The sequence below is a fragment of the Prevotella sp. 10(H) genome, from assembly GCF_000711235.1.
Taxonomy (GTDB): Bacteria; Bacteroidota; Bacteroidia; order Bacteroidales; family Dysgonomonadaceae; genus Dysgonomonas.
The window spans coordinates 1-23,926 of the sequence record NZ_JOMI01000002.1; the positions used below are offsets into that span (position 1 = coordinate 1).

Genomic DNA, 23,926 nt, shown 5'->3' on the forward strand with positions numbered 1-23,926 from the left:
AGATTTCCAAGAGTGAAAACATCTATCAGTTATTAAACCTTCTTCTTCGGCTTTAGTAAGCCATACTTTCATAACAGACAAAGAAGCAGCAACTGTATTAGGTTCATGCTCTTTAGTTTTGTAAGACCAAAACTCAAATTTTCCCTCAAAATCCTTATCAAAAATTGAAAAGTTGTTTATCAATTTACTATCAGCTAAAAACGATTTAAACCGTTTTAAAATAATTTCATGGTGTTTCTTTGTCCTAAGATTTGTAAATGTTCCTGTTCTACGAACTACCCGTGAAGTCATATTTTCGATATAATTTTCAAAATATTCTGATGGAGTAATCTCCTTCTGTGCTATTTCCTCTCTTTGTCTATTCTCATATTGATTGATATATGATTTGACTATTTGTTTGACAGAGCTTATTATCTGATTTTCATTTTCTTTTTGGAGTTTCCATTCTGCATGTTCTTTAAGAAAAAAATCTGTCTGACTGTTCATATAACTCAGAAAATTGTTAATCTTTTTTGCGTGTTGGTTCTGTACTCTTGTAAACATCGTGCCTGTATAGCAGAGTTCATTTTCCTTATCCCACATTTTAGGTAAGACACTCTTACCAATGCTTAGCTTTATCGGCTTTATGAAATAAAACCTGATATAAATTAACTGTGGTTTATATCCTTTAGTTTCTTTCAGGTAAAAGTGAATTTTAGTATCGTTTGCCATAAGATTTCATTTTTCACAAATGAACAAAAAAAAGTGTCCCGAACCAAATAGAAGGGGACACTTTTAGGGGACTATTTTATATTTTTTACCGAGATTCCATTTTTTAGAATTTTCTTATTTCTTATCGTAAATCACTGTTTATAAATAAATTAAAATTAAAAATAAAGATAAACGTATGATAATCAAATACTGAAAATTTATTCCCACTCGATAGTTGCAGGCGGTTTTGATGAAATATCATAAACGACGCGGTTCACACCTCTTACTTTATTGATAATTTCGTTTGAAACTTTAGCAAGGAAATCATACGGAAGATGTGCCCAGTCGGCTGTCATTGCATCTGTAGAAGTTACGGCGCGGAGCGCTACCGTATTTTCGTAAGTGCGTTCATCTCCCATTACACCTACCGATTTCACCGGAAGAAGTATTGCTCCTGCCTGCCATACTTTATCATACAAGTTGTATTCACGAAGTGTACGGATAAAGATATCGTCGGCATTCTGTATAATTTCCACTTTCTCAGGAGTGATATCTCCAAGTATGCGGATACCAAGTCCGGGGCCCGGGAACGGGTGACGCTTGATAAGGCTTTCTTTCATGCCCAGTTCGAGACCTACACGGCGAACTTCGTCTTTGAAAAGCAGACGTAGCGGTTCAACCAGTTTCAGGTTCATTTTTTCGGGCAGGCCGCCTACATTGTGATGCGATTTTATCACATGTCCTGTAATGGAAAGCGACTCGATAATGTCGGGGTATATGGTACCCTGACCGAGCCATTTTATATCTTTCAGCTTATGCGCCTCTTCGTCGAAAACCTGAATGAATCCTTTACCTATGATTTTACGTTTGGTTTCGGGATCGGTAACACCTGCAAGCTCTTTGTAGAAACGTGCTTTGGCATCTACACCGATAACATTCAGACCGAGATGTTCGTAATCTTTCAGTACGGTTTCGAATTCATTTTTTCGTAACAGACCATGATCAACAAAAACACAAGTAAGATTTTTACCGATAGCCCTGTTCAGCAATACTGCTGTTACCGAAGAATCTACTCCGCCGGAAAGGGCAAGAATAACTTTATCGTTGCCTAAAGTAGCTTTTAATTCAGCTACCGTAGAATCGATGAAAGAAGCAGGGCTCCATTCTCTGTTCACTTTGCAAATATTGAGAAAGTTACTCAATAAGCGTGTGCCGTCGGTAGTGTGGAAAACTTCGGGATGGAACTGTACCGCCCACGTTTCTTCACCTTTTATTTTATATGAAGCAACCGCAACATCGGCAGTGCTTGCTATTGTTTCAAAGTTATCAGGAATTACGGTAATCGTATCTCCGTGGGACATCCATACCTGTGTGCCTTCCGATATGCCGTCAAATAAAGGTACATTCGTATTTATCTTTGAGAGATGCGCCCGTCCGTATTCACGGAAATCTCCTTTTTCTACTTTGCCTCCTGAACTGTAAGCAAGATACTGTGCGCCGTAGCAAATGCCTAGCACAGGATATTTTCTCCTTATCTGGCTGAGTTCGGGTTTGAAAGCATCGGCATCATTTACCGAAAAAGGACTTCCCGAGAGGATAACCCCTTTTACACTTTCATCGCCGAAAGGAAACTTGTTGTAAGGAACGATTTCGCAGTAGGTGTTTAATTCTCTGACTCTGCGACCAATCAGCTGGGTGGTTTGTGACCCGAAATCGAGGATAATGATTTTTTCCTGCATAAAAATAACTAGTATAGGTTATTGATTTTAATGCGCACAAAGGTACATCTTTTTTCTGATATTTTCTTTATGCATATAAGTCATTTAACATCGATAAAGCATTCACTGCCTGATGTACTTCAATATTCCTCTTCTTCGCTTTCTTCATTATCATATACGACAGAATTCTGTTCCGTCCACCTTACAGCCGGCGGCCGTGTAATATGTCCGTCGGGCAATGACCTTTCGAAACGGGAAACATATTGCCGGAAAGATTTGGTATCATTTATTTTCAGGCCTGTATAGCCGTCGCTATAGTTTTCATATACATTTTTAGCTACAAATTTCCATTCGTCCGTCAGCCTGTCGGGTAAATATAGATCTATCAACAGAGGTTTGTTGTAATCCCTTTCGGCCCATATAAAATAATAGTAGCCTTTGTACTTATTTATGTCGTGCTCTTCATTTCCTCTGAAAACAAAGGAAGTGTCGCGCGGATATTGTTTGATAATGCCGGAAATCCGGTTCTTTATACTATCGGATAATGTAAACATTAATGAATGGTATTTTTCTGTGCGGGGATTGTATCGGGTGGTTTTTATATTACAAAGTTTATCGATCTCGCTTATTCCGTTTACATAAAATTTCCATTCCGTCTCGGGAGGGGTGGGATGATTGAAACGGTATTCTACCAGATACATTTTGTTTACAGGCAATTCTTTTATTTTCTCTTTTTTGCATGCAATAAATAGAGTTGGCAGCAAGGCAAGTAATAATAGTTTCTTCATAGTAAAGTCATGCTTGTTTGAATTAGCGTTTAAAACTACAATTTATTTTTTAGATACATATTTTGAGGGGGTGGAAAATGAATAAATTGGTTATAAGTTTATCTATGTTATTTTTAGACGTTAGCTATTAGCGGATGGCTGTTAGCTCTTTGGCATAGGTTTTTAGTTACAAGTTACTGCGCCCTGCGGCCAGTGACAAGTTACGGGATTATTAATTGTTCATTTTTAATTATTAATTAGTTCCTGTTACTTTTGTTACCTTTTGCGGCTTGGCGTCTTTTCGAGAGATCAGAACATTTTATGCTAAGGGCTAAAAGCTATCAGCTAATAGCTATAAATTCGTTACTTTTGTTACCTTTTAACTATTTATGGTTAAAAAATGTAAATATGATTTCATTAAGGGTTATTAAATATATTAGGTAAAAATTAAAAGGATATTTTCGTTTATCGCAATATGGTTGTTGAACCATTGGGATGAAATATTGTTTTTATTATTATCTTTGCCTTAGTAGAAATTCATTATCATATGGCTCTTAAACAGTCCCTACAACTCAAACAGCAACAGAAGCTCTCGCCTCTTCAGATGCAGGTTATTAAGTTAACCGAACTGCCTGTTGTGGAATTGGAAGACCGTATAAAACAGGAACTAGAGGATAATCCGGCGCTCGAAGAAGGGCTGGATCCGACCGATAGTACTTCCGAATTCGATGATGACTACAGTTCGGAAGATGAGGGGAATATTTCACAGGAAGAACTGACCTTGGGCGATTATCTGAACGAGGACGAGATACCCGATTACCAACTTCGGGATAATAACAAACAGGCAACGACTAAGCATGAAGAAATACCATTTTCGGTAGCTGCTTCGCTTCACGAATATCTTATAGAACAGTTGGGGGAAAGCGAACTGGAAGGTGACGATGAAAAAGTAGCAGAATACATAATCGGTAATATCGATGAAAACGGCTATTTAGACAGGTCCTTATCTGCCATATCGGATGACCTTGTTTTCCAGCAGAATATAGATGTACCTGTATCGCGGCTAGAAGAGATACTGAAAATAATTCAGGAGTTTGAGCCTGCCGGGATTGGTGCACGTAATCTTCAGGAATGCCTGTTGCTACAATTGGAGCGTAGGGAGAAATCTGATGCTGTAGTCCATGCAACCCGTATAATTGCCGATTATTTCGAAGAATTTTCGAAAAGGCACTATGAAAAGATTATCAGGCAACTGGGAATCGATGAAACGGAGTTAAAAACAGTTATTCAGGAGATCACTACCCTAAATCCCAAGCCGGGGAATAATTGGGGCGATTCTTTATCTCTTACTCTAAGTACCATTATACCCGATTTCATCGTAGAGTCATACAACGGAGAACTTATTCTCAGCATGAATAACCGCAATATTCCTGATTTGCGTGTCAACCGGGAGTATTCCGACCTGCTGAGAGGATATGCCGACAATAAAGACAGCATGTCTTCGGATAGTAAGAATGCGGTACTTTTTGTAAAGCAAAAACTGGATTCGGCGCGCTGGTTTATTGATGCTATAAAGCAACGGCAGGATACACTTCAACGCACTATGCAGGCCATTATGGATATGCAATACGATTTCTTCCTTACCGGAGACGAAACGCAGTTGAGGCCCATGATATTGAAAGATGTTGCTGAGCGTACAGGTTATGATATATCGACTATCTCGCGCGTAAGCAACAGTAAATATGTGCAGACTAATTTTGGGGTCTATTCGCTAAAATACTTCTTCTCAGAATCGATGCAGATGGATACGGGCGAAGAAATATCTTCCCGCGAGGTAAAGGCTATACTTAAAGACTGTATTGAGAACGAAGATAAAAAAAGACCACTCACAGACGACAGGCTTTCTGAGATACTGAAAGAGAAAGGATATATTATTGCCCGCCGCACTGTAGCAAAATACCGGGAGCAGATGAACCTGCCTGTTGCCCGTTTAAGAAAGGAAATATGATAGAAGAAATAGACAATGCACTGGATGCGGTCAATAACCTGAGTAGTATAAGCGGAGATTCCGGATCGGGCAAATCTTCATTTTCATATGAGCCCCCGAAGAAAAAGGAGCCGGTTCTTGCAAAAATAGTATCGGTTGTTCTTCATCCTCTGCTAATGGGTGTATATTGCATTGCTCTTCTGTTCTTGTATACGGATTTCAGCCTGTTGTTTTCAGGTCAATTTATCCGTTTCATTACTCCTGTATTTTTCCTTACATGTGTTGTGCCGGCAAGCAGTATATACTTTCTGAGAAAGGGTGGGTTGATAAAAGATTATGATCTTAAAGACCGTGACGACAGGTTAATTCCCTTTATCGCACTCTTTCTTTCTTATAGTTTGCTGGTCTATTACTTTGCTGCAGCTGGCCTTTACGCATGGTTTATCGGAGTACTGGCTGCCCCGCTCATTTTGATAGTGATAGCTGCTATTGTAACAAAGCGTTGGAAGATAAGCCTTCATATGATGGGGATTGGAGCCCTTATCGGTAGCACATTGTCAATATGCTATAATGTAAAAGGGCTGAATCCTTTCATTTTGTTCATCATTTTATTTATCTTAGCAGGGTGCCTGGGAGTTTCACGTCTGGTGCTTCAGCGACATACTCCTGCTCAGGTATATTTAGGTTTCGTTGTAGGCTTGTTAGTTTCATATATCAGTGTATTTATAGGAACATATTGGGCGTTTATAGTATTCTACTTCAAGAACTTATAATTTAATAACATATAATAAAAAGATTATGAATTTTCCTGAAAATCTGAAGTATTCAAAAGATCACGAATGGATCAAAGTTGAAGGCGACAATGCAGTGGTTGGTATTACAGAGTTTGCACAAAGCGAACTGGGTGAAATCGTCTATGTGGATGTTACCACCGAAGGTGAAACGATCGATAAAGACGGAGTGTTCGGCAGTGTAGAAGCTGTGAAAACCGTATCCGACCTTTTAATGCCTGTAACCGGAGAAGTGCTTGAAGTAAATGCCGAGCTGGAAGATAAGCCGGAACTGATAAACGAAGATCCTTACGGTAAGGGATGGATTATCAAAGTTGCCGTTAGCGATGCTTCACAACTCGATGCTTTGCTATCAGCTGCAGATTACAAGAAACTAATCGGTAAATAATCAGATGAGACCTATTGTCAGCATAATTATGGGGAGTACATCTGATCTCCCCGTAATGGAAAAGGCCGCCAAGTTCTTCGATGAAATGGAGATTCCATTTGAGATTAACGCTTTGTCGGCTCACCGCACTCCCGAACGTGTGGAAGCTTTCGCTAAAGCAGCACACAAAAGAGGTATAAAAGTAATCATCGCCGCAGCAGGCATGGCTGCACATCTTCCGGGAGTTATTGCATCTATGACCTCAATACCTGTTATCGGAGTGCCTATCGATGCATCTCTCGATGGAATGGATGCCTTACTAGCCATTGTACAGATGCCTCCGGGAATTCCTGTTGCCACTGTAGGCATCAACGGATCACTGAATGCTGCCATCCTTGCCCTTCAGATGATAGCTACAGGAGATGAGGAACTGCAAAAGAAACTCATTGCCTATAAAGAAAGCCTCAAAAGTAAGATTGAGAAAGCGAACGAAGATCTGGCAAAAGTGCAGTACAAATTCAAGACAAACTAAGAGGATTAAGATATTACAGAATGGAGAGATGTAATTGTACATCCTCCATTCTATTTTAGTCTATTACTTCTTAATACTGGATTCTCCTGAACTATGAGAATCTATGTCATCTCCTGTCAATCCTGATATATCACCTTTTGAGCCGCCGCTGCAATTAATTGACGCTTCCTTAACCTTTCCCTTAACTATTAGCTTTGAGCCAGCACTTGCATTTATCTCGGCCTCGTCTACATTATTCAACGTTACATCAGCATTACTTCCGGCCGACAAGTCCAGATCAAGTGATTCTGCCTTTAGATTTTTGATTCTACAATTTGAACCGCTAGAAATCGAAAGGTCGATTTCAGATGCTTCGAGTTTGTCAATATCTAAATTTCCTCCGGCGTGGGCAGATATGGAAAAGTCACCTTTGTATTTTACTGAGCCTGATTCAAACCGACCACCAGTATCTAGCATTATTTCATCCAGAGTGGGTGCCGATACATAGGCAGTAATTGTAGAATTGCGGATATGAGCGTCTTGTTTCAGCGTTATTATAAACGTGTCGTCTTCTACTTTGAAGTCAACCTTCGAGATATTCTCTTGTTGGGCTTCTATTTCCAGTGAATGAGAATTTCCTTGTGTAAATTTGACTACTATTCCCAAACTGGATGAGATCTTAGTGAAGGGGCTTACGGATTTTTTCTCCTTAACTATCTGTGCTGAGGCTCCTAAATAGGAAATACAGCATAAAACAAGCACAATAATATTCTTCTTTTTCATAATATAATATTTATCTGAATTGTATATCTGCATAACGGTTAGACACTTCTATCTTAGCTGTAGGGTTTCCCTTACCAATCTGTCCACGCATAATCACTCTGTTATTTTTTTCAGATGATTCGGTAAACTTTGTAGTATAAGATCGTGGGATATTGAGGTCTCCATAAATTATGTTTGCATCGAGTGTTGCAGACAAGCCGGATGGCAAACCTATCTCTACATCGCAATAGCTGCCCTTTATATAGATATTCTTAACTTTAGACGATACCGATTTTATTGTAATATCCCCATAATTACTGGTTACATTGATATCGGACAAAAGATTTTCTATAACGAGATCAGCATAATATATCTTTCCGCTAAAGCTATTTATTGTTCCTATCTCAAGGTCACCGTATGTGCTTTTTTCATCTATAGTCAAAGTATTTATCTCGTCGAATTGACAGTCGTTATAATCTCCCGATGATATAACATTGCGAACTTTTGTGATTGTATAATCCGAATATGCTCCCGAAAGGTTCATATCCTGAGCTTCCGCAATTTCGACATCACTGTAACGGGCTTTTATAGTAGCGTTTGAAATTTTTTGAGCTGATAAATTACTATAAGACAGATTCGCATTTAGCGCTCCATTGAAATTATCTATCATCTTCACATCACCGTAGTTTATGTTCACATCGAAGGCTGTTCCACGAGGGATACTTATAATATAATTAATTTTGGCATTCGATCTTTTGCCTCCGGTCTTTACGGTTAATATAGATAATTGCCCGCCTGTGTTTGAGATCTGGCATTCTCCGATACTACCGTCTTTTTCGAAATACTGTATTTCCACTTCAACCTGCTTGGAGGAAGACTCACGGGTAACAATATTACCATATTTATGAGTAACATCTATCGCTGAAATATTAGAAAAAGTTTTCTTATCAGTCTTTGCCGGCTTATCGGACGATTTGTCATTTTTTCCGGATGATGAGCGGGTATTAAAAACAAATTTCTTTTTCTGATTATTATTAGTAACAATTTCTAATTCAGTATAATTCCTCAACTCTGCCAGATTCTTCACCTCTTCCAAAGACTCGAAAGATTCCGGAGAACTAAGATCCAAATCATTCAGAAGATCCAAAGAACTTAGATTTAAATCCTGCAAAGATTGCAGCGAATTTAAACTGTTCAGGGAATCGAAAGACAATAGATCCCCGTCTATTGATTGAATATCGGAATAGTAGATCCTTTCTCCCTTTTGGCCGATTTCCAATTTCTTTTTGATTATCCTTACCGAGTCCTGTAATTGATAATCTGTCCTATCATCTGCTTTGCCATAAGATGATGTAAGGACGATGGCTAGTAATAATATAATTTTTTTCATCATATCCTTGTTTAACATTTTGTGTATTTACCTAGTTTCTGATTTATATTCTCTAATCTTTGAATATTCGTTTTATAATTTTTTACGAGATAGCGTATAGCCACTTCCTGATTCTCATTTCTTGCCATTTCTTCGACAAAAGCCTTATTCCTTTCGATAATCTCCTGAATATCGGTTGTAAGTTGCGCCTGATTATTAGTATCTGTATAAGCCAACTTACACATGATGTCTGCGATTTGCTCTTCCATCTGCTGACTGTAATAATCATTGGTTGCCTGAAATTCTCCGGTAGAAATCGCATTTTCATTAGCAGGAGCAGGCGCGACTTCGATGCTTTGCGGTGCATAGAGTGTAACCGCAACTCCAATTAAAATTGCTACAGTGGCAGCCACAGAGATAATATTAAAAATCTTTATCTTTTTCGGCTCCTTTTCCTCAACGGGTCCGGTCTTTTCCTGTTCTTTCAGCAATGCTTCAAAACGTTCCATATGGCCTGCCGATGGTTCCTTTTCATCGAATAAATCCCTATTTTCAGCTATAAATTTTCTTATATCCTTCATTTCTAACTCCTCCTTTCAGATAAGTTCGACTAATTTTTGTTTCGCTCTCATATATTGTATACGGGCTGTACCCGGTGCTATATTCAGTATTTCGGCGATCTCTTCATGATCGTATCCTTCTATAAGGTATAAATTGACAATCAAACGACTCGATTCGGGCAATCTTTCTATTGCTTCTTTCACCTTGCCAACTTTTTCCAATACGTTTTCCCAATCTTCATTGTCATCGTTGTCGATAACATCATAATTAAAATTATCAAAGAGTTCCATTGTTTCCAGATTTTTCTTTCTCAGTTTATCAATGGACGCATTGATTGCTATTCTCACCAGCCACGCTTCGAAAGGTATATTGATATTATAACTATCAAGGCTCGAAAATGCCTTCAAAAAAGCTTCCTGCATGACATCTTCAGCCTCGCCCGAATCGTGAAGGATACGAAGACAGGTATTGTAAACTCTCTTGTAGAAAGTTTTATACAGCTGCATCTGGGCCCTACGATCGCTCTTCTTGCATTGCTCTATTATACCGGTGTCGAAGCTTATCATTTACTGTTTTTGATTAACCCTTCAATTATATATACGTACCTTAAATCAGGGTGTTACAAAAAGAATAAAATATTTTTTTAAAAACTAAAATTAATAATAAAAGAGATAGAACATAACCCTGCTTAAAGTTTTATTTGTTTACATTTTTTAACAATATATAGTTAAAAGGTAACAAAAGTAACGATTTTATAGCTATTAGCTGATAGCTTTTAGCCCTTAGCATAAAATGTTCTGATCTCTCGAAAAGACGCCAAGCCGCAAAAGGTAACAAAAGTAACAGGAACTAATTAATAATTAAAAATGAACAATTAATAATCCCGTAACTTGTCACTGGCCGCAGGGCGCAGTAACTTGTAACTAAAAACCTATGCCAAAGAGCTAACAGTCATCTGCTAATAGCTAACGGCTAAAAACAATATAGATAAAGTTTTAAAGAACTTGTCTTACGGCTTATCCCTATAAAAATCAACGGTTTCTAAAAGGATTTTCCATTTCTCGGTTTTCTCAGCTAGCGACATTCGGGCATTGGCTGGACTGGGGGAAGGGAGTGTGATAAATATCCTGTTTTCGTCGAACCCGACGTACTTCTTATAGAATTCTTCGGCTTTCTTACTTGTAAAAAAGACATGCTTTATTTGTGGATATTTCTTGAAGAATTTTTTGAAATCGTTTGCTTTTTCGTTTTTAATACAACTATCGAGACTGCCTTTTCCTTCACAGGATTCAAGCACATCCCATATAGCTATGTTATTCTCTGCAAGCAAAGCATTTTTTTCGGAATAATCTTCCGGCAGCGGCTTATCGAAAAGAGCAAAAAGGATTTTCCAAAACTGATTGCTTTTATGCCCGTAACGCTCCTGTTTTCGCAAAGATTCTTCGCTGGGCATCGTTCCCAGTATCAGAATGCGGGATTTATCATTTGCAATCGGCTCAAAAGCTATTTTTCTCATGATGTCAGTTACAAGTTACTTCGCCCTATGGGCAGTTACGAGTTACATTATTAATTGTTCATTTTTAATTATTAATTGACAGCTATCTTATTCCGTGCATCATTTTCATCAGACGTTTCAACAAAAAGAATAGTATAACAGAAGCGGCTCCAGCCATGAATACAAAGAGCATAAAGAAATCGTACAGGTTTGAAATCTGATAACCCAGAAATGATTTGGGATTTTCCATTTGCTGCTTTTCCAGTTCGCTCTGAACAGTGGTCTTTAATTCTTTATTTTCTATTTTTCCGAATGCAATCTGTCCGAAAGGAATAACTTCCGTTCCTTCTTTCAAAGATACCGATTCTTTAAAATTCTCCGGTAAAAGTGTTAACTGGTTCTCTTCCTCTGCCGATTGCACGGCCGACAGTTCGATCAATGGCTCCGGATAATAACCGCTCAAGGTTCCTGAGAACTTATTTGCTGCCGAAGTGCTCATATACCATGTTGCCATAAGCAGTGAGGCAAAGCGGATAGGCGCCAGTTTATTTACCATCGACAAGCCGATAGGAGACAGGCATAATTCCCCGAAAGTATGAATCGTATAAAGGCTAATCAGCCATAGCATACTCACTTTCACGCCCGGTGCAAGGCCTCTCACACCAAAAGCGATAATGAGGTAACCCATTGCAAGCAAGAAAAGGCCTATCGATTGCTTATAAGGCGAAGCGGGTTCTTTTCCTTTCCTGCTGAGCTTCGTCCATATAGCTACGAATATTGGAGCAAATATAATAATGGCAACAGCATTCACAGACTGAAAATAAGATGTAGGAATCGTCCAATTGAAAATGCCGATATGCCTGTTTGTTTGCTCTTCGGCAAAATAGGTCAGCGATGCACCTGCCTGTTCAAATGCCGCCCAGAAGAATATGACGAAAAACGCGATAATGTATATTACCCAGATGCGTGAACGTTCGATTTTAGTAAGTGAAGGGTCGGAAATAATATATCCCGGCGCGGCGATAGCCATAGAGAATATAATAGCGCCGATAATATCGGTATCGAACACCTTATAAAGGAGAAAAAACAGTCCTATCCACACAGCGCCCCATATAGCCGCAAGTCTGAAGCCTGCATTCTTATGTTCTGTTTTGGGCGTTTCTTCTTTCTCTTCTTTTTCCATCCTCGCAGTATCCTTACTGTTTGGAATTACGCCTATGGCTTCCCCTGCAGGAGTTACCAGATACTTATCTTTGAGCATGGTGAAAACAACGACCCCGAACAGCATACCGACACATGCCGCCAAGAATCCCCATTTAAAATCGGCAGGATGACCTGTATCGCCAAGTATACCACAGACTAGAGGTGCAAAGAACGAGCCTGTATTTACACCCATATAGAATATTGTATATGCAGAGTCTTTACGAGTGTCTTCCGGCTTATATAATTGTCCTACCATAGTAGAAATATTCGGCTTGAAAAAACCGTTGCCTAAAATAAGAAATCCGAGTCCGGAGAACATCAGAGTAGTGGCCAAATCGACATTTTCGAAGAAATGACCCGAAAGAAACATCAGAAACTGTCCCAAAGCCATTAACAGACCGCCTACAATAATGGAACGGCGGTTGCCCCAATAGCGGTCGGCAATATATCCGCCGATAAGTGGTGTGAGATAGACAAGTCCGGTATAACTACCGTATATCTGTGAACTGTAAGCTTTATCGAATAGCAGGGCTTTCGTCATATATAGAACAAAAAGCGCACGCATACCGTAATAGCTGAATCTTTCCCACATCTCGGTGGCAAAAATCAAATAGAGGCCTGTAGGATGTCCTTTTTGAACAATTTCTTTTTCGTTAGTCATTTATCAAAAATCTCTGAATATAGAAAAATGAAAAAATCCGGCCTTTGAGAACCGGATTTATATATTATTTCTTAATGTTCGGTAGTTCCAAACCGTAGCCTTTTTTCTTATCTTCCGCTTTCAGTAGCAGGGCTACAACAAGGGCGAGGATGCCGAAGCAGGTGAATATTATCATTGGTAATGTATAATCATACATATTAACGGCTTTTCCATCTACCATGCGTTGACCTGTAATACAATATTTTTCCAGAACGAGGCCGATTACATATGGTACACCCATTAGCCCCCAGTTTTGTACCCAGAAGATAAGAGCGTATGCTGTACCGAGCTTGTTCTCAGGAATGATTTTAGGCACAGAAGGCCACATTGCCGAAGGAACAAGTGAAAATCCGATACCGAGAAGCACCATCAAGCCTGTTGCAAACCACCAGTAGTTTAGCACAGGAGCTGCAAATAAAGAATGTACAATTATTAATAATACTGCTCCTATTATCATTATAGTGGCGCCTTTTCCTTTCTTATCGTATATTCCTCCGAAGAGCGGGGTTAATAATATCGCTCCGAAAGGTAGTATTGCCGGGATATTTCCCGCAAATTCAGGTTCGATATTGTATTTGTTTATCATTAAATCCACTGCATATTTAAGGAATGGAAATACAGCAGAATAGAACAATACGCAAAGGAATGCTATTAGCCAAAACCCTCTGTTTTTCACAATGAAAAGAATATCCGATACTTTAAACGGCTCTTCTTTTTCTTCATTTGTTTCTGTCATAGATGCATCCAGCTTCTTATCCATTACAGAGAATACAAGGAAAGCGATCAATCCGATGCAAAGTAATACAAGCCCAAACAGTATAGGCGCCGATACACTATTGAAATGCTTTGCAATAGGGAATGATGCAGATAAAGCAAGGGTGGTACCGATACGGGCAACCGAAACCTGTAAACCCATCGCTAAAGCCATCTCATGTCCTTTAAACCACCGTACAATCACTTTTGTCACCGTTATACCTGCTATCTCGACTCCCATTCCGAAAATAGCAAATCCGACACTCGCCAGCATTACCTGTGTATTAACACCGAGTATGGTCCCCTCAAAACCCGAACCATATGCTATAGCATAGTATTTCAGGGAACAGCCTGCCACCATCAGTATACATGCTCCTAATCCGGTGAAGCGAACGCCCATTTTATCAAGGATAATTCCCCCTAAAATAAGCATCACAAGAAATACATTGAACCAGCCGTAGGCGCTGGTGAAAAATCCGTAATCGGAACTTTGCCAGCCGAATTCGCTTTCGAGCATTGGTTTTAACGGTGCCATGACGTCTGTGATGTAGTATCCACAGAACATCGTCAGTGCAACAACCCCCAGCACCATGAATCGGGCAGCCTTAGAGTCGCTTAGTTTTTGCCTTAGTATTTCGGTCATTTCTGTTTAATAATTAAATGTTTGTTTGAATTTTGAATGCAAAAGTATGGAAAAGAATTAGAAATCTATAATCCAATGCTTTAAAACATAGCTATCCGGCAGATTAAATATCACTCAAGTGGGTTATAATAAACTGTCTATCTTCTTTCTGACTGACTCCGGTTCATCGGGTCCCGATACCGATGTGTGTACTTTCTTGTCTTTGTCAATTATAATATATGAAGGGTATCCCGGAAGATTGTTTTCCGATCTGAATAATAGCGATGCATTAGTATCTAAATAGTAATTTTCCCCTCCGATATTATGCTTCTTTATTGTTTTTGGCCAGTTTTCTGCTGAAGATTCTACACACAAATTGATGAATACAACGTCTTTTTCTTTATAATAATTATGTAGTTCCGGTACAAACTTCATTGCTTCTATACAAGGCCCGCACCATGTCGCCCACACATCGATATACAGGACTTTATTTCCATATTTTTCGGATAGATAATTCAGCAGTTTTACATCGCGCAGAGTATCTGTTTCATTATCATTAATCATATAAACCAACTCGTTCAATGGTTTTTCTGTTTCCGGCAGTTCCTGTATTTGTTCGGCTTGTCTGATTTTCTCTAATTTATCCACAAATAGCCTTTGTGAAAAGGCTGTTCTTATTTCAGGTACAGAATCATATAAATTAGAATCTTTGCTCACTACTTCTTTCAGAAAATTATATAGCATGACATCTCTGACTACACCTTCGGGCGCTTTTTCCGATAATCGTTTAATTATTAGTGGTATAGCATGAGGGAAGTCTTCTTCTTTTAACAATCGCGAGATTTCGGGTTCGCCTTCAATTACTGTTCTCAAACAAGAACTCAGGTGATACTGGAAATACATTGTCTGGAAATTACTTTCATTAAACACATCGAATATAGAATCTGTAAAGACATCCCATTTATCCGCTTCGTTGGCATTATAATCCATAATGTAATTCGCTGCAATGTATTTATAATCGGTAAATGCCCACTGCCTTAGAAAGTCGCTTGAATTATTCCTATCCGAATATGCATCGATAGAATCCTTGCCTATGTTGAACTGCTGTTTGAGATGCGTTAAAAATTCTTGGGGAGGAGCGTCATTGTCAAAATTGAATGAAAGAATCTGATATGAATAATTTGTCCATAGAAATATTTCCCTGTTGAGTTCCGGATTGTCACCTGAAAAAGTAACGCTATTATCCAAATCAGGCCCGATCTTATCCGCATCGATATTTACAAATACAGAATCTCCCGGATGCACAAACAGATTAATAAACCTGTTGGCGATACGGATAGTCAGGTTTTGAGCAAAAGTGTATTCATGCTCAGTGTGAAAAGAGCCGTTTGTTTCGGATAGAATCTGGGCCGATTGACGGTCATTATCCAATGGGTCACAGAAGTTTACCACTATAAGGCTTGATTTATCGGAATAATTATTCACAATGCCCGCAATAACTGTTCTTTTGGGCTTTAATTCGTTGTTTTTGGAAGAACAGGAGATAATGCAAACAGATGTCAGTAGAATGTAAAGGGCATTTATAAGATTTTTCATAATGATATAGATTATAGGTTATTTAGCCTGATTACCTTAGTGTTAAAAACTACGAATATATGGATTTTTTATAAATGCAGGTCATCAAAAAGTACTTAATTAGTAATTTTTAGATACATTAAGTCACTAATATTTCGATTAGATGTATCTTTGCGTAAAATATCGAAATTATGACATTGAAAGATAAGCATATCGTATTGGGAATCACGGGTAGTATAGCCGCTTATAAAGCAGCTTCACTGGCAAGGTTATTGATCAAAGCAGGTGCGGAAGTACAGATCGTAATGACTCCGTCCGGTAAAGAATTTATTACCCCCGTTACCCTTTCGGCATTGACAGGCAAACCCGTAGTCAGCGAGTTTTTCACTGCTAACGACGGCACATGGCACAGTCATGTAGACCTCGGGCAGTGGGCAGACCTGATGCTGATAGCTCCCGCAACAGCCGCTACAATTGGTAAAATGGCAAACGGTATAGCCGATAATATGCTTATCACGACCTATCTGTCGATGAAATCGCCTGTAATGATTGCTCCGGCGATGGACCTGGATATGTTTGCACATCCTTCTACCACACGGAATATCGAATTGTTGAGATCGTATGGCAATATTATTATAGAGCCTGCTGCGGGTGAACTTGCCAGCCACCTCATAGGAAAGGGGCGGATGGAAGAACCGGAAAAAATACTCACAGTTGTCGAGGATTTCTTTGCAGGAGAGGAATCTCTTTCAAAAAAAAAAGTACTGATAACGGCAGGGCCTACTTATGAGCGTATAGACCCTGTACGTTTTATCGGCAATTACTCTTCCGGTAAAATGGGCTTTGCTCTTGCTGAAGAATGCGCTCGTCGCGGCGCACAGGTGACTTTGGTTGCAGGGCCTGTATCATTGAAAATAAATCATCCGAACATAACCCGTATAGATGTGGAGTCGGCAGAGGAGATGTATAATGCTTCTGTCAAAGCTTTCCCCGAAATGGATGCTGCTTTATTGTGCGCGGCCGTTGCCGATTTTCGTCCTGCGGAACAGTATAAGGAAAAAGTAAAGAGGGGAGAGGATATATTAAATATTTCGCTTGTGCCGAATAAAGATATTGCTGCATCGCTTGGTAAAATGAAAAAATCAAGCCAGATTCTTATCGGTTTTGCGCTGGAAACCAATGATGAAGAAACTAATGCCCTGAAAAAAATGGCTAAGAAAAATCTCGATTTCATCGTACTTAATTCACTGAATGATGCAGGAGCGGGCTTTAAATATGATACCAATAAAATAGCGATACTAACCAGCAGTGGAGAGAGGAAAGATTTTGCCTTGAAATCGAAAAAAGACGTTGCAACGGATATAATAAACGAGACATTGGGATAAAAGCGCTATTGTCTGTTTTATATACAGAAAACAAAAGATATTTTTATTTGTTAATAACAATGCAGCTAAACAAAACCGCATTGTTTAAATGGATAGAAAAGGAAAAAAAGCGCTAAAAATCATATTTACCGTACTTGCGTTGGTGATCGTAGGAGGTTTTGCCTTGAACTGGTACCTCAGATACCGGCTCGAAAACAGCTTGCGGGAAAAATTCAGGGAAGAAATTTCTAAAGCTACAGACGGTTTCTACACTTTTTCTTACGATAAATTATCTGTCGGCCTTTTCAGCGGTGAACTCGCTCTTAACGGAGTAGTGCTCAATCCCGACTCTGCCGTTTATGAAAAATGGAAGAAAGGCGACAGCCTGCCTGATCTTTATTACAAAATCAAGCTCGAAGAAATACGTTTCAGAGGAATAAATCTGACATGGCGCAGGGATTTTAAGAATCTGGACTTTAGCTTGTTCGAAATTAAAACGCCTGATATACAGATTTTTCAGCCTGTACTGAATTCTTCATTAAAGTCTCCGTTGGATAAGGAAGAAACTAAAGAGTCGAAAACCTTGTATCAACTAATCTCGACTTATATCGACGAACTTACCGTAAAGGAAATAAATCTGGAAAATGCAAAGATTCATTACACCATACAAGACCCTTATTCTGCTGTGGTTTATTCTCTGATCGATGCGAATTTCAGGGCTTACGGCTTTCTACTCAATAAAGACTCCTATTCATCGGGAAAATTGCTGTATTGCGACGACTTTGAATTTATAGCTAATACACCTCAGAATCTGCTATATAGTGATCAGTTGATTCTGAATACAAACAATATTAAACTCAGCACAATAGACGAATTGATTCAGATAGAAGGTGTGCGTTTGCATCCTTCTGATGAATATTTGCAGGATAAAGAAGAAAAAACCGGTGCTTATGTGAATGCCGAGATAGAATCTGTCTTGGTAAAAGGAGTGAAATTCGAACGGAAAGATGCCAAGAATTTCCTTGATGCGGATTCATTCGATATTTCTTCCACTGCCATAGAATACTATAATGTTTCAGGAAGTGATGTAGCGCAATCGAAAGATACGACACAGAATAAAGATAGCATTAATAAAGGCCAGCCGTGGTCGCTGTATACTATTGTCTCACCTCTGCTTCAACGCGTATCTATCGGAAAAATCGGGATTGAAAAGACACGGTTCGATTACACAAATATTCAAAATGGTAAAACGGATGTTTACAAACTCGATCAGTTCGATTTTCATGCCAATAGTTTTCTTATCGATTCATTGTCTCAATACAAGCGAAAATTCTGGTATGTAGATAATTTTGCGATGAAGGCTACAGATATAAACGGAGAGATAGAAAGTAATAATGCGAATGTAAATATTGAAAGTCTTTATCTGGATACAGAAGAGAAGCATTTTAATATATCGGATATAAAAATACGCCCGATAAAGACGAGGGGTGTCTCGGATGATTATTTATCCGGGAATATAGACAGCATTTTTATAGAAGGATTGAATTATGATACCGGTATTTCGGCTGATGAATTAAGGATAGAAAATCCTAATATACAGTATTATAAAATAACCAAAGGAAAAAAGAATTCTTCCGGTGGAAAGGACGGAATAGAGGCTTCAAAAGATGCATTGAATGTTTTTAATCCTTATGCCAATTATCTTTCGGTAAAAGATATAAAGCTGGTAAATGCAAATGTTATTGTACATGATTTTAGTATGAAAAGTACATACCGTCTGAATAAGCTGAACTTCTATGCCGTTAATTTTTTGATTGATGAGGAAACGAGAAAAACAGCGAGATATCTCTTTACTTATGATGATATCGGTTTATCGTTCCGGAATTTCGATAATCTACTGGACGATAATAATTACAGGTTACAAATCAAAAGCCTCGATTTGTCTACTTTGAAAGGCTCCCTCCTTATGGAAGGAATCAGGCTTATACCTCAGACTGTATCTTGGTCGAAAGCTCCGGCTACGTATTATGATATAAATATTCCTTCGATAAAATTGAGAGGATTCGATAATCTCAGCTATCTTAATCAAAAGAATTTGAAAATAAAATCACTGGATATTGCTTCTCCTCATATAAGCATGGTGAAAACGGCGGATTCACCGAAAAAAACGAAATCAGAGAATAATGATATGTCTTCTGTATTCAGTAATATTATAGCAGATGCAGTGAATATTAATGATGCGGAATTTAAATATGTGGACGAGGTTACCGCTGATAGTCTGACTACTACTCTCGATGCTTTCAGATTGAATACGCTACAATGGGCTACAGGTAAGAATTTTAAAATCGGAGAGTTTATTTTACAATCTCCGAAAGTGGATTATATATCCCGACATATAGCACCCAAATCACAGCCACAAGGTAATACTAGTACTAAAGGTACTGACGGAATAATAAAACTTTTAGGTCAAAAAATCAATATAGGAAAGTTCAGTATAACTCACGGAGAATTTGATATTCAGCAGCCGGATAAAAAATTTAACACACAGCTTCCGGATTTTACACTTGCGGGGATCAACTGGGATCGGAATAAATCTTTTCTGGAACTTTCCTCTTTGGATATAATGAATCCGGTAATTAGTCTATCGCAGCAACGAAAAGAAGAAGTATCAAGAGCAGACACAACAAAATCTTCAAAAAGCGATATTTATACTATACTTAATCCATATGCAGACATAGCCTCTATAAAAGGAGTAAATATCTCAAATGCTAAAATAAATCATACATATCCGTCTATTATAGTTCCGGTACAGAATGAAATGAATAATACGACCAATCTGGCTATCGAAGGTCTGCAAATAAATACTGTGGACAGGAAGGTAAGGATGGATGATATGAATTTTAATACCAAAGATTTATCGCTTCCTATTATTGATGGCTATTATACACTTGGCTTCGGTGAGATCGATGTAAATAAAAATGCAGGCACACTGAAACTTTCCGATATTAGGATGGAATCGGCATATCCCAAAATGGAGTTTTCATATCGACATCCCACACACATGGACTGGTTCGACGTAACTGTAGGGAATGTTTCCTTGTTCGGTGTCGATTATGATACATATTTTTCTGATGATATACTCCATGCAAAGCAGTTCCTGTTGAAGGATGTGGTATTGCTAAATTTAAAAAATAAGAAGATTTATACACCGCCGAAACTTCAACCGCTGATTTATACAAAATTGTATGATATTCCGTTCGGAGTATCTTTCGATTCTACCGAAATCTCTAATTTTTCGGTTGTATATGAAGAATTGCCGAAGAAGGGAACAGTTACAGGCAAACTGGCATTTATGGGAATGAATGCTACTGTCGGCGGCTTAACCAACAGGGCATCTCATCCACAACAAATGATGCGGTTGAAAGCCGAAGGTAAGCTTATGGGGGCAGGTTATTTCAATGCAGTATGGGATATGCCTGTCACACCCGATTATGATTGCTTTGTACTTGAGGGACATGTATACAGGTTTGATCTGAGAGACCTCAATCATATGGTGACTCCATTGGCAAATGCTAAGGTGAAGAATGGTATACTCAATGATCTGTGGTTCAGGACAGAGGCTTCGAGTATGAATGCTGCAGTTGATATGAGATTCTTGTATAATGGATTGGAGGTAAATCTTCTGAAAAATGATGAAGAGCAGTCTACCAAGAAATTTATGAGTGATATTGCCAATTTGATTATACGCTCTAACAATCCCAATAAAGCAAAAGATAAGCCGAGAGAACCGTCTCTTCATATCACAAGGGACCCTTATCATTCCACTTTCAATTACTTCTGGCAGATATTGCAGCCTGCAATAGTAGAATCTGTAGGTGTTTCGCAGGGTAAACAGAATTTTGCAAAGAAAGTATCCGGTTTCTTCACCAAAGTAAAGAATTTTTTCACAGGTAAGAAAGAAGATAAAAAGCCCCCTATACCTGTATTGGGTGTTGAACCTCCGGTTGAAAAATAATATTACTCTTTGAAAAGCCTCCCCTGAAAGGTCTCTCTTTCAGCAAATCTTTTCAGTACTTTAGCGGTGAATTCGAAGTTTTTCAATCCCCAGTCGGGTGCTATAAGTAGCTCTTTTGGAGATTGGGATACAAAACGTTCTAAAATAAATTCAGGATTGAGCCGTTCTGCAAAATCAACGATCAAATCGATGTATTCATCTACTTCAAATAAATTAAACCATTCGGGATTTTCACGATATTGCTTTGCCATTACCGTGCCTTTTATCAGTTGCAGTTGATGTAGCTTTACGGTAGTTAGCGGTAGTTTTGATATCTTATCAGCATGGGCAAGTACTTGTTCGCGGCTTTCGTGTGGTAATCCTAATATGAGATGTGCTCCTGTATAAATGCCTTTCGAAGCAGTCTTATTAATAGCTTCTACACTTTCGGCATATGTATGTCCCCTGTTTATAAATTCCAAAGTAGAGTCGAGCGTAGATTCCAATCCGTATTCTATTATCAAAAACGTGCGCTTACTTAAATCACTGAAATAATCGAGCAAATCATCAGGCATGCAATCAGGCCTTGTACCTATAATTAAACCGACAACATTAGGGTAGGATAGTGCTTCTTCGTACAATGCTATCAGCTTGTCAATATCATCGTACGTATTAGTATAAGATTGGAAGTAAGCCAGATACTTCATCTCGGGATACTTTCTTGAAAAGAAAGCTATGCCATCTGTCAGCTGATCGGTGACAGAACGTTGTTTCCCGCTATAGCCCGGACTGAAACTTTGGTTGTTACAATATGTACAGCCTCCAACAGCTTTGAGGCCATCTCTGTTGGGACAAGTAAAACCTGCATTGATTGATATTTTCTGAACCTTATACGGAAAGTGCCTGTATAACAATTCGCCAAATTCTCTGTAATATTTATTCTGCATTTATTGACAATATTGACAACACAAAGGTAATAATTCACTTAATCAATCGATTATATATTTAGTCATTTAATAATCTTTAAGTTAGTTAGGGATGATAACATAGGATAAATAAAAATTTTCTTGGCTAAATAGGTATTTTTCAATTATTAGCAGAAATATTTTTTAATGAAAAATTTGATAGACTAAATATATAGTTTTCTATTATGAAAACTAGGATTTATTTTTTTATAATAATTCTTCGAATTTGAATTATTAATAAGGTGACCCCCGTAATTTATTTCCTTAGAAATTAGCTGATATATATTACAGTTGGCTGTGTATATTGTTAGTAATTAATATATAAACTTTAATTTAATAAATTCTGATAATGCATTTTCTTATATATTTTTCTTTTTTGAATTATAATATTAAATATGATAACAATTAATACTAAATTTTTAATCTCTTAGTAAATATATAATAATTATGAAATCATACTCGGAATAAATAAATTATATATTCATCAATAAAATTGGTATATTCTATTGATAAAATCTTTTACAGAAATATAATTTATAAATTCTTTTCAAATAATTCTACTTTAAAAAATTATTTCCTGAAAATTATCAGATAGACATTTTTTCAATTTATTATCCATTCGGGAAACTAAATCTTATAAGTTTAATTTTATTGTTGTCAGATACGTATCTATCTAACTTATATACAGATATTCATTCGCGTTTTTATGTGTCTTATTATTAATATATTATGGATAATATTAAATACTTATATCTTAAATGTTAAATAATTATTTTATTAATTATGAAAATTATATAATTCTTGCTGATGTATGATTGTTGAATATTTATTCTATCTCTCTAGTTAATTAATAAATATCAATTAGAATTTTGAGGTTGCTATCAATTGCTTATTAACATATAAATCATGAAATTATTTCAAGTAATAACTAAAAATAATTTTTAATTATACTATAACTTATCGTTAAAGTTTTTTCTAAAATATGAAGTATTATTTTTATGAGCTTGCACGATATGTATTATATAGATACATATTTATAAATAAGATGAAAGTCTCTTTTCTAATTTAATGGTCTGAAATGGTATTTCTAATACATATATTGTATTATGAATTATATAAAATATGCATCTGTAATAATTTTGAGAGATTATCTGATTCTTTTTATGTACAGCAATAAAATAATTACTTTAAACTATTTATTAGTGAAAATCATAATATTATATAAAAAATTCTGAAGTCGTCAAAACTTCAGGAAATAATTATAAATCAATTCTCTATAATTTAAATGATTATTATAAGATGACTTCCTTTTTCAAAAAGTCACAATCCGGCTATTGTCATGCAATGCGCTGATTTTTATATTTACAGTATCATTCGGCAATAAACTCTCAACTTTTTCCGGCCATTCTATAAAGCATAGGCTTCCACTATAAAAATAATCTTCATACCCGAAATCGAAAGCTTCTTCTACTTTATTGATGCGATAGAAGTCGAAATGATAGATTAATTCTCCACTATCCGAACGGTACTCGTTCACAATAGCAAATGTAGGACTATTGATAGTATCCGATACTCCGAGATTCTCACATATAGCTTTGATGAATGTTGTTTTACCTGCTCCCATTTCACCGCGAAAAGCGAAGACGGTATTATCGCCCATTTGCCGGATAAATTCCTTTGCCGCTTCGTTTATTGTATCGAGCGATTCTATTCTTATTTCCATATCGAGTGA

19 protein-coding genes are annotated in these 23,926 nt (G+C 37.6%); 6 read left to right on the top strand and 13 right to left on the bottom strand.

What is annotated here, in order from left to right:
* From K348_RS18310 to K348_RS0103425, 3 genes are all read right to left on the bottom strand, one after another.
* Nucleotides 1-711, bottom strand: a 711-nt coding sequence (locus K348_RS18310) for a phage integrase SAM-like domain-containing protein (RefSeq protein WP_036930169.1), incomplete at its 3' end; no start/stop codon positions are given.
* Between the two features lie 197 nt (nucleotides 712-908).
* Complete coding sequence (gene guaA / locus K348_RS0103420) at nucleotides 909-2,429, bottom strand: glutamine-hydrolyzing GMP synthase (protein ID WP_029902955.1); 1,521 nt, start codon at nucleotides 2,427-2,429, stop codon at nucleotides 909-911.
* 119 nt (nucleotides 2,430-2,548) lie between these two features.
* Nucleotides 2,549-3,196, bottom strand: coding sequence for a hypothetical protein (locus tag K348_RS0103425; protein WP_029902956.1), 648 nt, complete (start codon nucleotides 3,194-3,196; stop codon nucleotides 2,549-2,551).
* A 526-nt stretch (nucleotides 3,197-3,722) separates the two neighbouring features.
* On the opposite strand from K348_RS0103425, the gene rpoN reads away from it, so the two are divergent.
* Genes rpoN through purE form a run of 4 tightly spaced genes read left to right on the top strand, consistent with a single transcriptional unit; the run spans nucleotide 3,723 to nucleotide 6,852 of the window.
* Nucleotides 3,723-5,183 carry an RNA polymerase factor sigma-54 gene (gene rpoN / locus K348_RS0103430; RefSeq protein WP_029902958.1) on the top strand — a complete coding sequence of 487 codons (1,461 nt, stop codon included), beginning with the start codon at nucleotides 3,723-3,725 and terminating at the stop codon, nucleotides 5,181-5,183.
* The gene (locus tag K348_RS0103435) at nucleotides 5,180-5,935 is read left to right on the top strand and encodes a hypothetical protein (RefSeq protein ID WP_029902960.1); all 756 of its coding nucleotides are present in this window, start codon (nucleotides 5,180-5,182) and stop codon (nucleotides 5,933-5,935) included. Before rpoN ends, K348_RS0103435 begins: the two co-directional genes overlap by 4 nt.
* Nucleotides 5,936-5,960: 25 nt before the next feature.
* Nucleotides 5,961-6,341, top strand: a complete 381-nt coding sequence (gcvH, locus tag K348_RS0103440; protein ID WP_029902962.1) for a glycine cleavage system protein GcvH — start codon at nucleotides 5,961-5,963, stop codon at nucleotides 6,339-6,341.
* A gap of 4 nt (nucleotides 6,342-6,345) precedes the next feature.
* A complete protein-coding gene (gene purE / locus K348_RS0103445) occupies nucleotides 6,346-6,852 on the top strand; it encodes a 5-(carboxyamino)imidazole ribonucleotide mutase (protein ID WP_029902963.1) in 507 nt (168 codons plus the stop codon).
* Between the two features lie 63 nt (nucleotides 6,853-6,915).
* On the opposite strand, the gene K348_RS0103450 is transcribed toward purE, so the two are convergent.
* The 8 genes from K348_RS0103450 to K348_RS0103485 form a co-directional block, all read right to left on the bottom strand.
* Nucleotides 6,916-7,647 carry a GIN domain-containing protein gene (locus K348_RS0103450; protein WP_029902964.1) on the bottom strand — a complete coding sequence of 244 codons (732 nt, stop codon included), beginning with the start codon at nucleotides 7,645-7,647 and terminating at the stop codon, nucleotides 6,916-6,918.
* Complete coding sequence (locus K348_RS0103455; RefSeq protein WP_197027628.1) at nucleotides 7,625-8,986, bottom strand: hypothetical protein; 1,362 nt, start codon at nucleotides 8,984-8,986, stop codon at nucleotides 7,625-7,627. The genes K348_RS0103450 and K348_RS0103455 overlap by 23 nt, the downstream gene beginning before the upstream one ends.
* An 8-nt stretch (nucleotides 8,987-8,994) precedes the next feature.
* On the bottom strand, nucleotides 8,995-9,543 hold the full coding sequence (locus K348_RS0103460) for a hypothetical protein (RefSeq protein ID WP_029902968.1): 549 nt from the start codon (nucleotides 9,541-9,543) through the stop codon (nucleotides 8,995-8,997).
* A 15-nt stretch (nucleotides 9,544-9,558) separates the two neighbouring features.
* A complete protein-coding gene (locus K348_RS0103465) occupies nucleotides 9,559-10,089 on the bottom strand; it encodes an RNA polymerase sigma factor (protein WP_029902970.1) in 531 nt (176 codons plus the stop codon).
* A gap of 443 nt (nucleotides 10,090-10,532) precedes the next feature.
* Entirely contained in the window at nucleotides 10,533-11,039 is a 507-nt protein-coding gene (locus tag K348_RS0103470; RefSeq protein WP_029902972.1) for a DNA-deoxyinosine glycosylase, read from the bottom strand.
* Between the two features lie 82 nt (nucleotides 11,040-11,121).
* Complete coding sequence (locus K348_RS0103475; protein ID WP_029902973.1) at nucleotides 11,122-12,882, bottom strand: peptide MFS transporter; 1,761 nt, start codon at nucleotides 12,880-12,882, stop codon at nucleotides 11,122-11,124.
* 64 nt (nucleotides 12,883-12,946) lie between these two features.
* Complete coding sequence (locus K348_RS0103480) at nucleotides 12,947-14,317, bottom strand: MFS transporter (RefSeq protein WP_029902975.1); 1,371 nt, start codon at nucleotides 14,315-14,317, stop codon at nucleotides 12,947-12,949.
* Nucleotides 14,318-14,440: 123 nt separating this feature from the next.
* The gene (locus K348_RS0103485) at nucleotides 14,441-15,892 is read right to left on the bottom strand and encodes a TlpA disulfide reductase family protein (RefSeq protein WP_029902978.1); all 1,452 of its coding nucleotides are present in this window, start codon (nucleotides 15,890-15,892) and stop codon (nucleotides 14,441-14,443) included.
* A gap of 170 nt (nucleotides 15,893-16,062) precedes the next feature.
* Here K348_RS0103485 and coaBC point away from each other — a divergent pair, with 170 nt between their 5' ends.
* Nucleotides 16,063-17,256 carry a bifunctional phosphopantothenoylcysteine decarboxylase/phosphopantothenate--cysteine ligase CoaBC gene (gene coaBC / locus K348_RS0103490; RefSeq protein ID WP_029902980.1) on the top strand — a complete coding sequence of 398 codons (1,194 nt, stop codon included), beginning with the start codon at nucleotides 16,063-16,065 and terminating at the stop codon, nucleotides 17,254-17,256.
* Nucleotides 17,257-17,344: 88 nt separating this feature from the next.
* Nucleotides 17,345-21,250 (top strand): hypothetical protein, encoded by a 3,906-nt coding sequence (locus K348_RS0103495; protein WP_051697597.1) that lies wholly within the window; start codon nucleotides 17,345-17,347, stop codon nucleotides 21,248-21,250.
* A 2-nt stretch (nucleotides 21,251-21,252) separates the two neighbouring features.
* Here K348_RS0103495 and K348_RS0103500 read toward each other — a convergent pair whose 3' ends face one another.
* Together K348_RS0103500 and tsaE are read right to left on the bottom strand one after the other, a co-directional pair.
* Entirely contained in the window at nucleotides 21,253-22,176 is a 924-nt protein-coding gene (locus tag K348_RS0103500; protein ID WP_029902983.1) for a TIGR01212 family radical SAM protein, read from the bottom strand.
* Between the two features lie 1,330 nt (nucleotides 22,177-23,506).
* On the bottom strand, nucleotides 23,507-23,917 hold the full coding sequence (tsaE, locus tag K348_RS0103505; RefSeq protein WP_029902985.1) for a tRNA (adenosine(37)-N6)-threonylcarbamoyltransferase complex ATPase subunit type 1 TsaE: 411 nt from the start codon (nucleotides 23,915-23,917) through the stop codon (nucleotides 23,507-23,509).
* Between the last annotated feature and the right edge of the window lie 9 nt (nucleotides 23,918-23,926).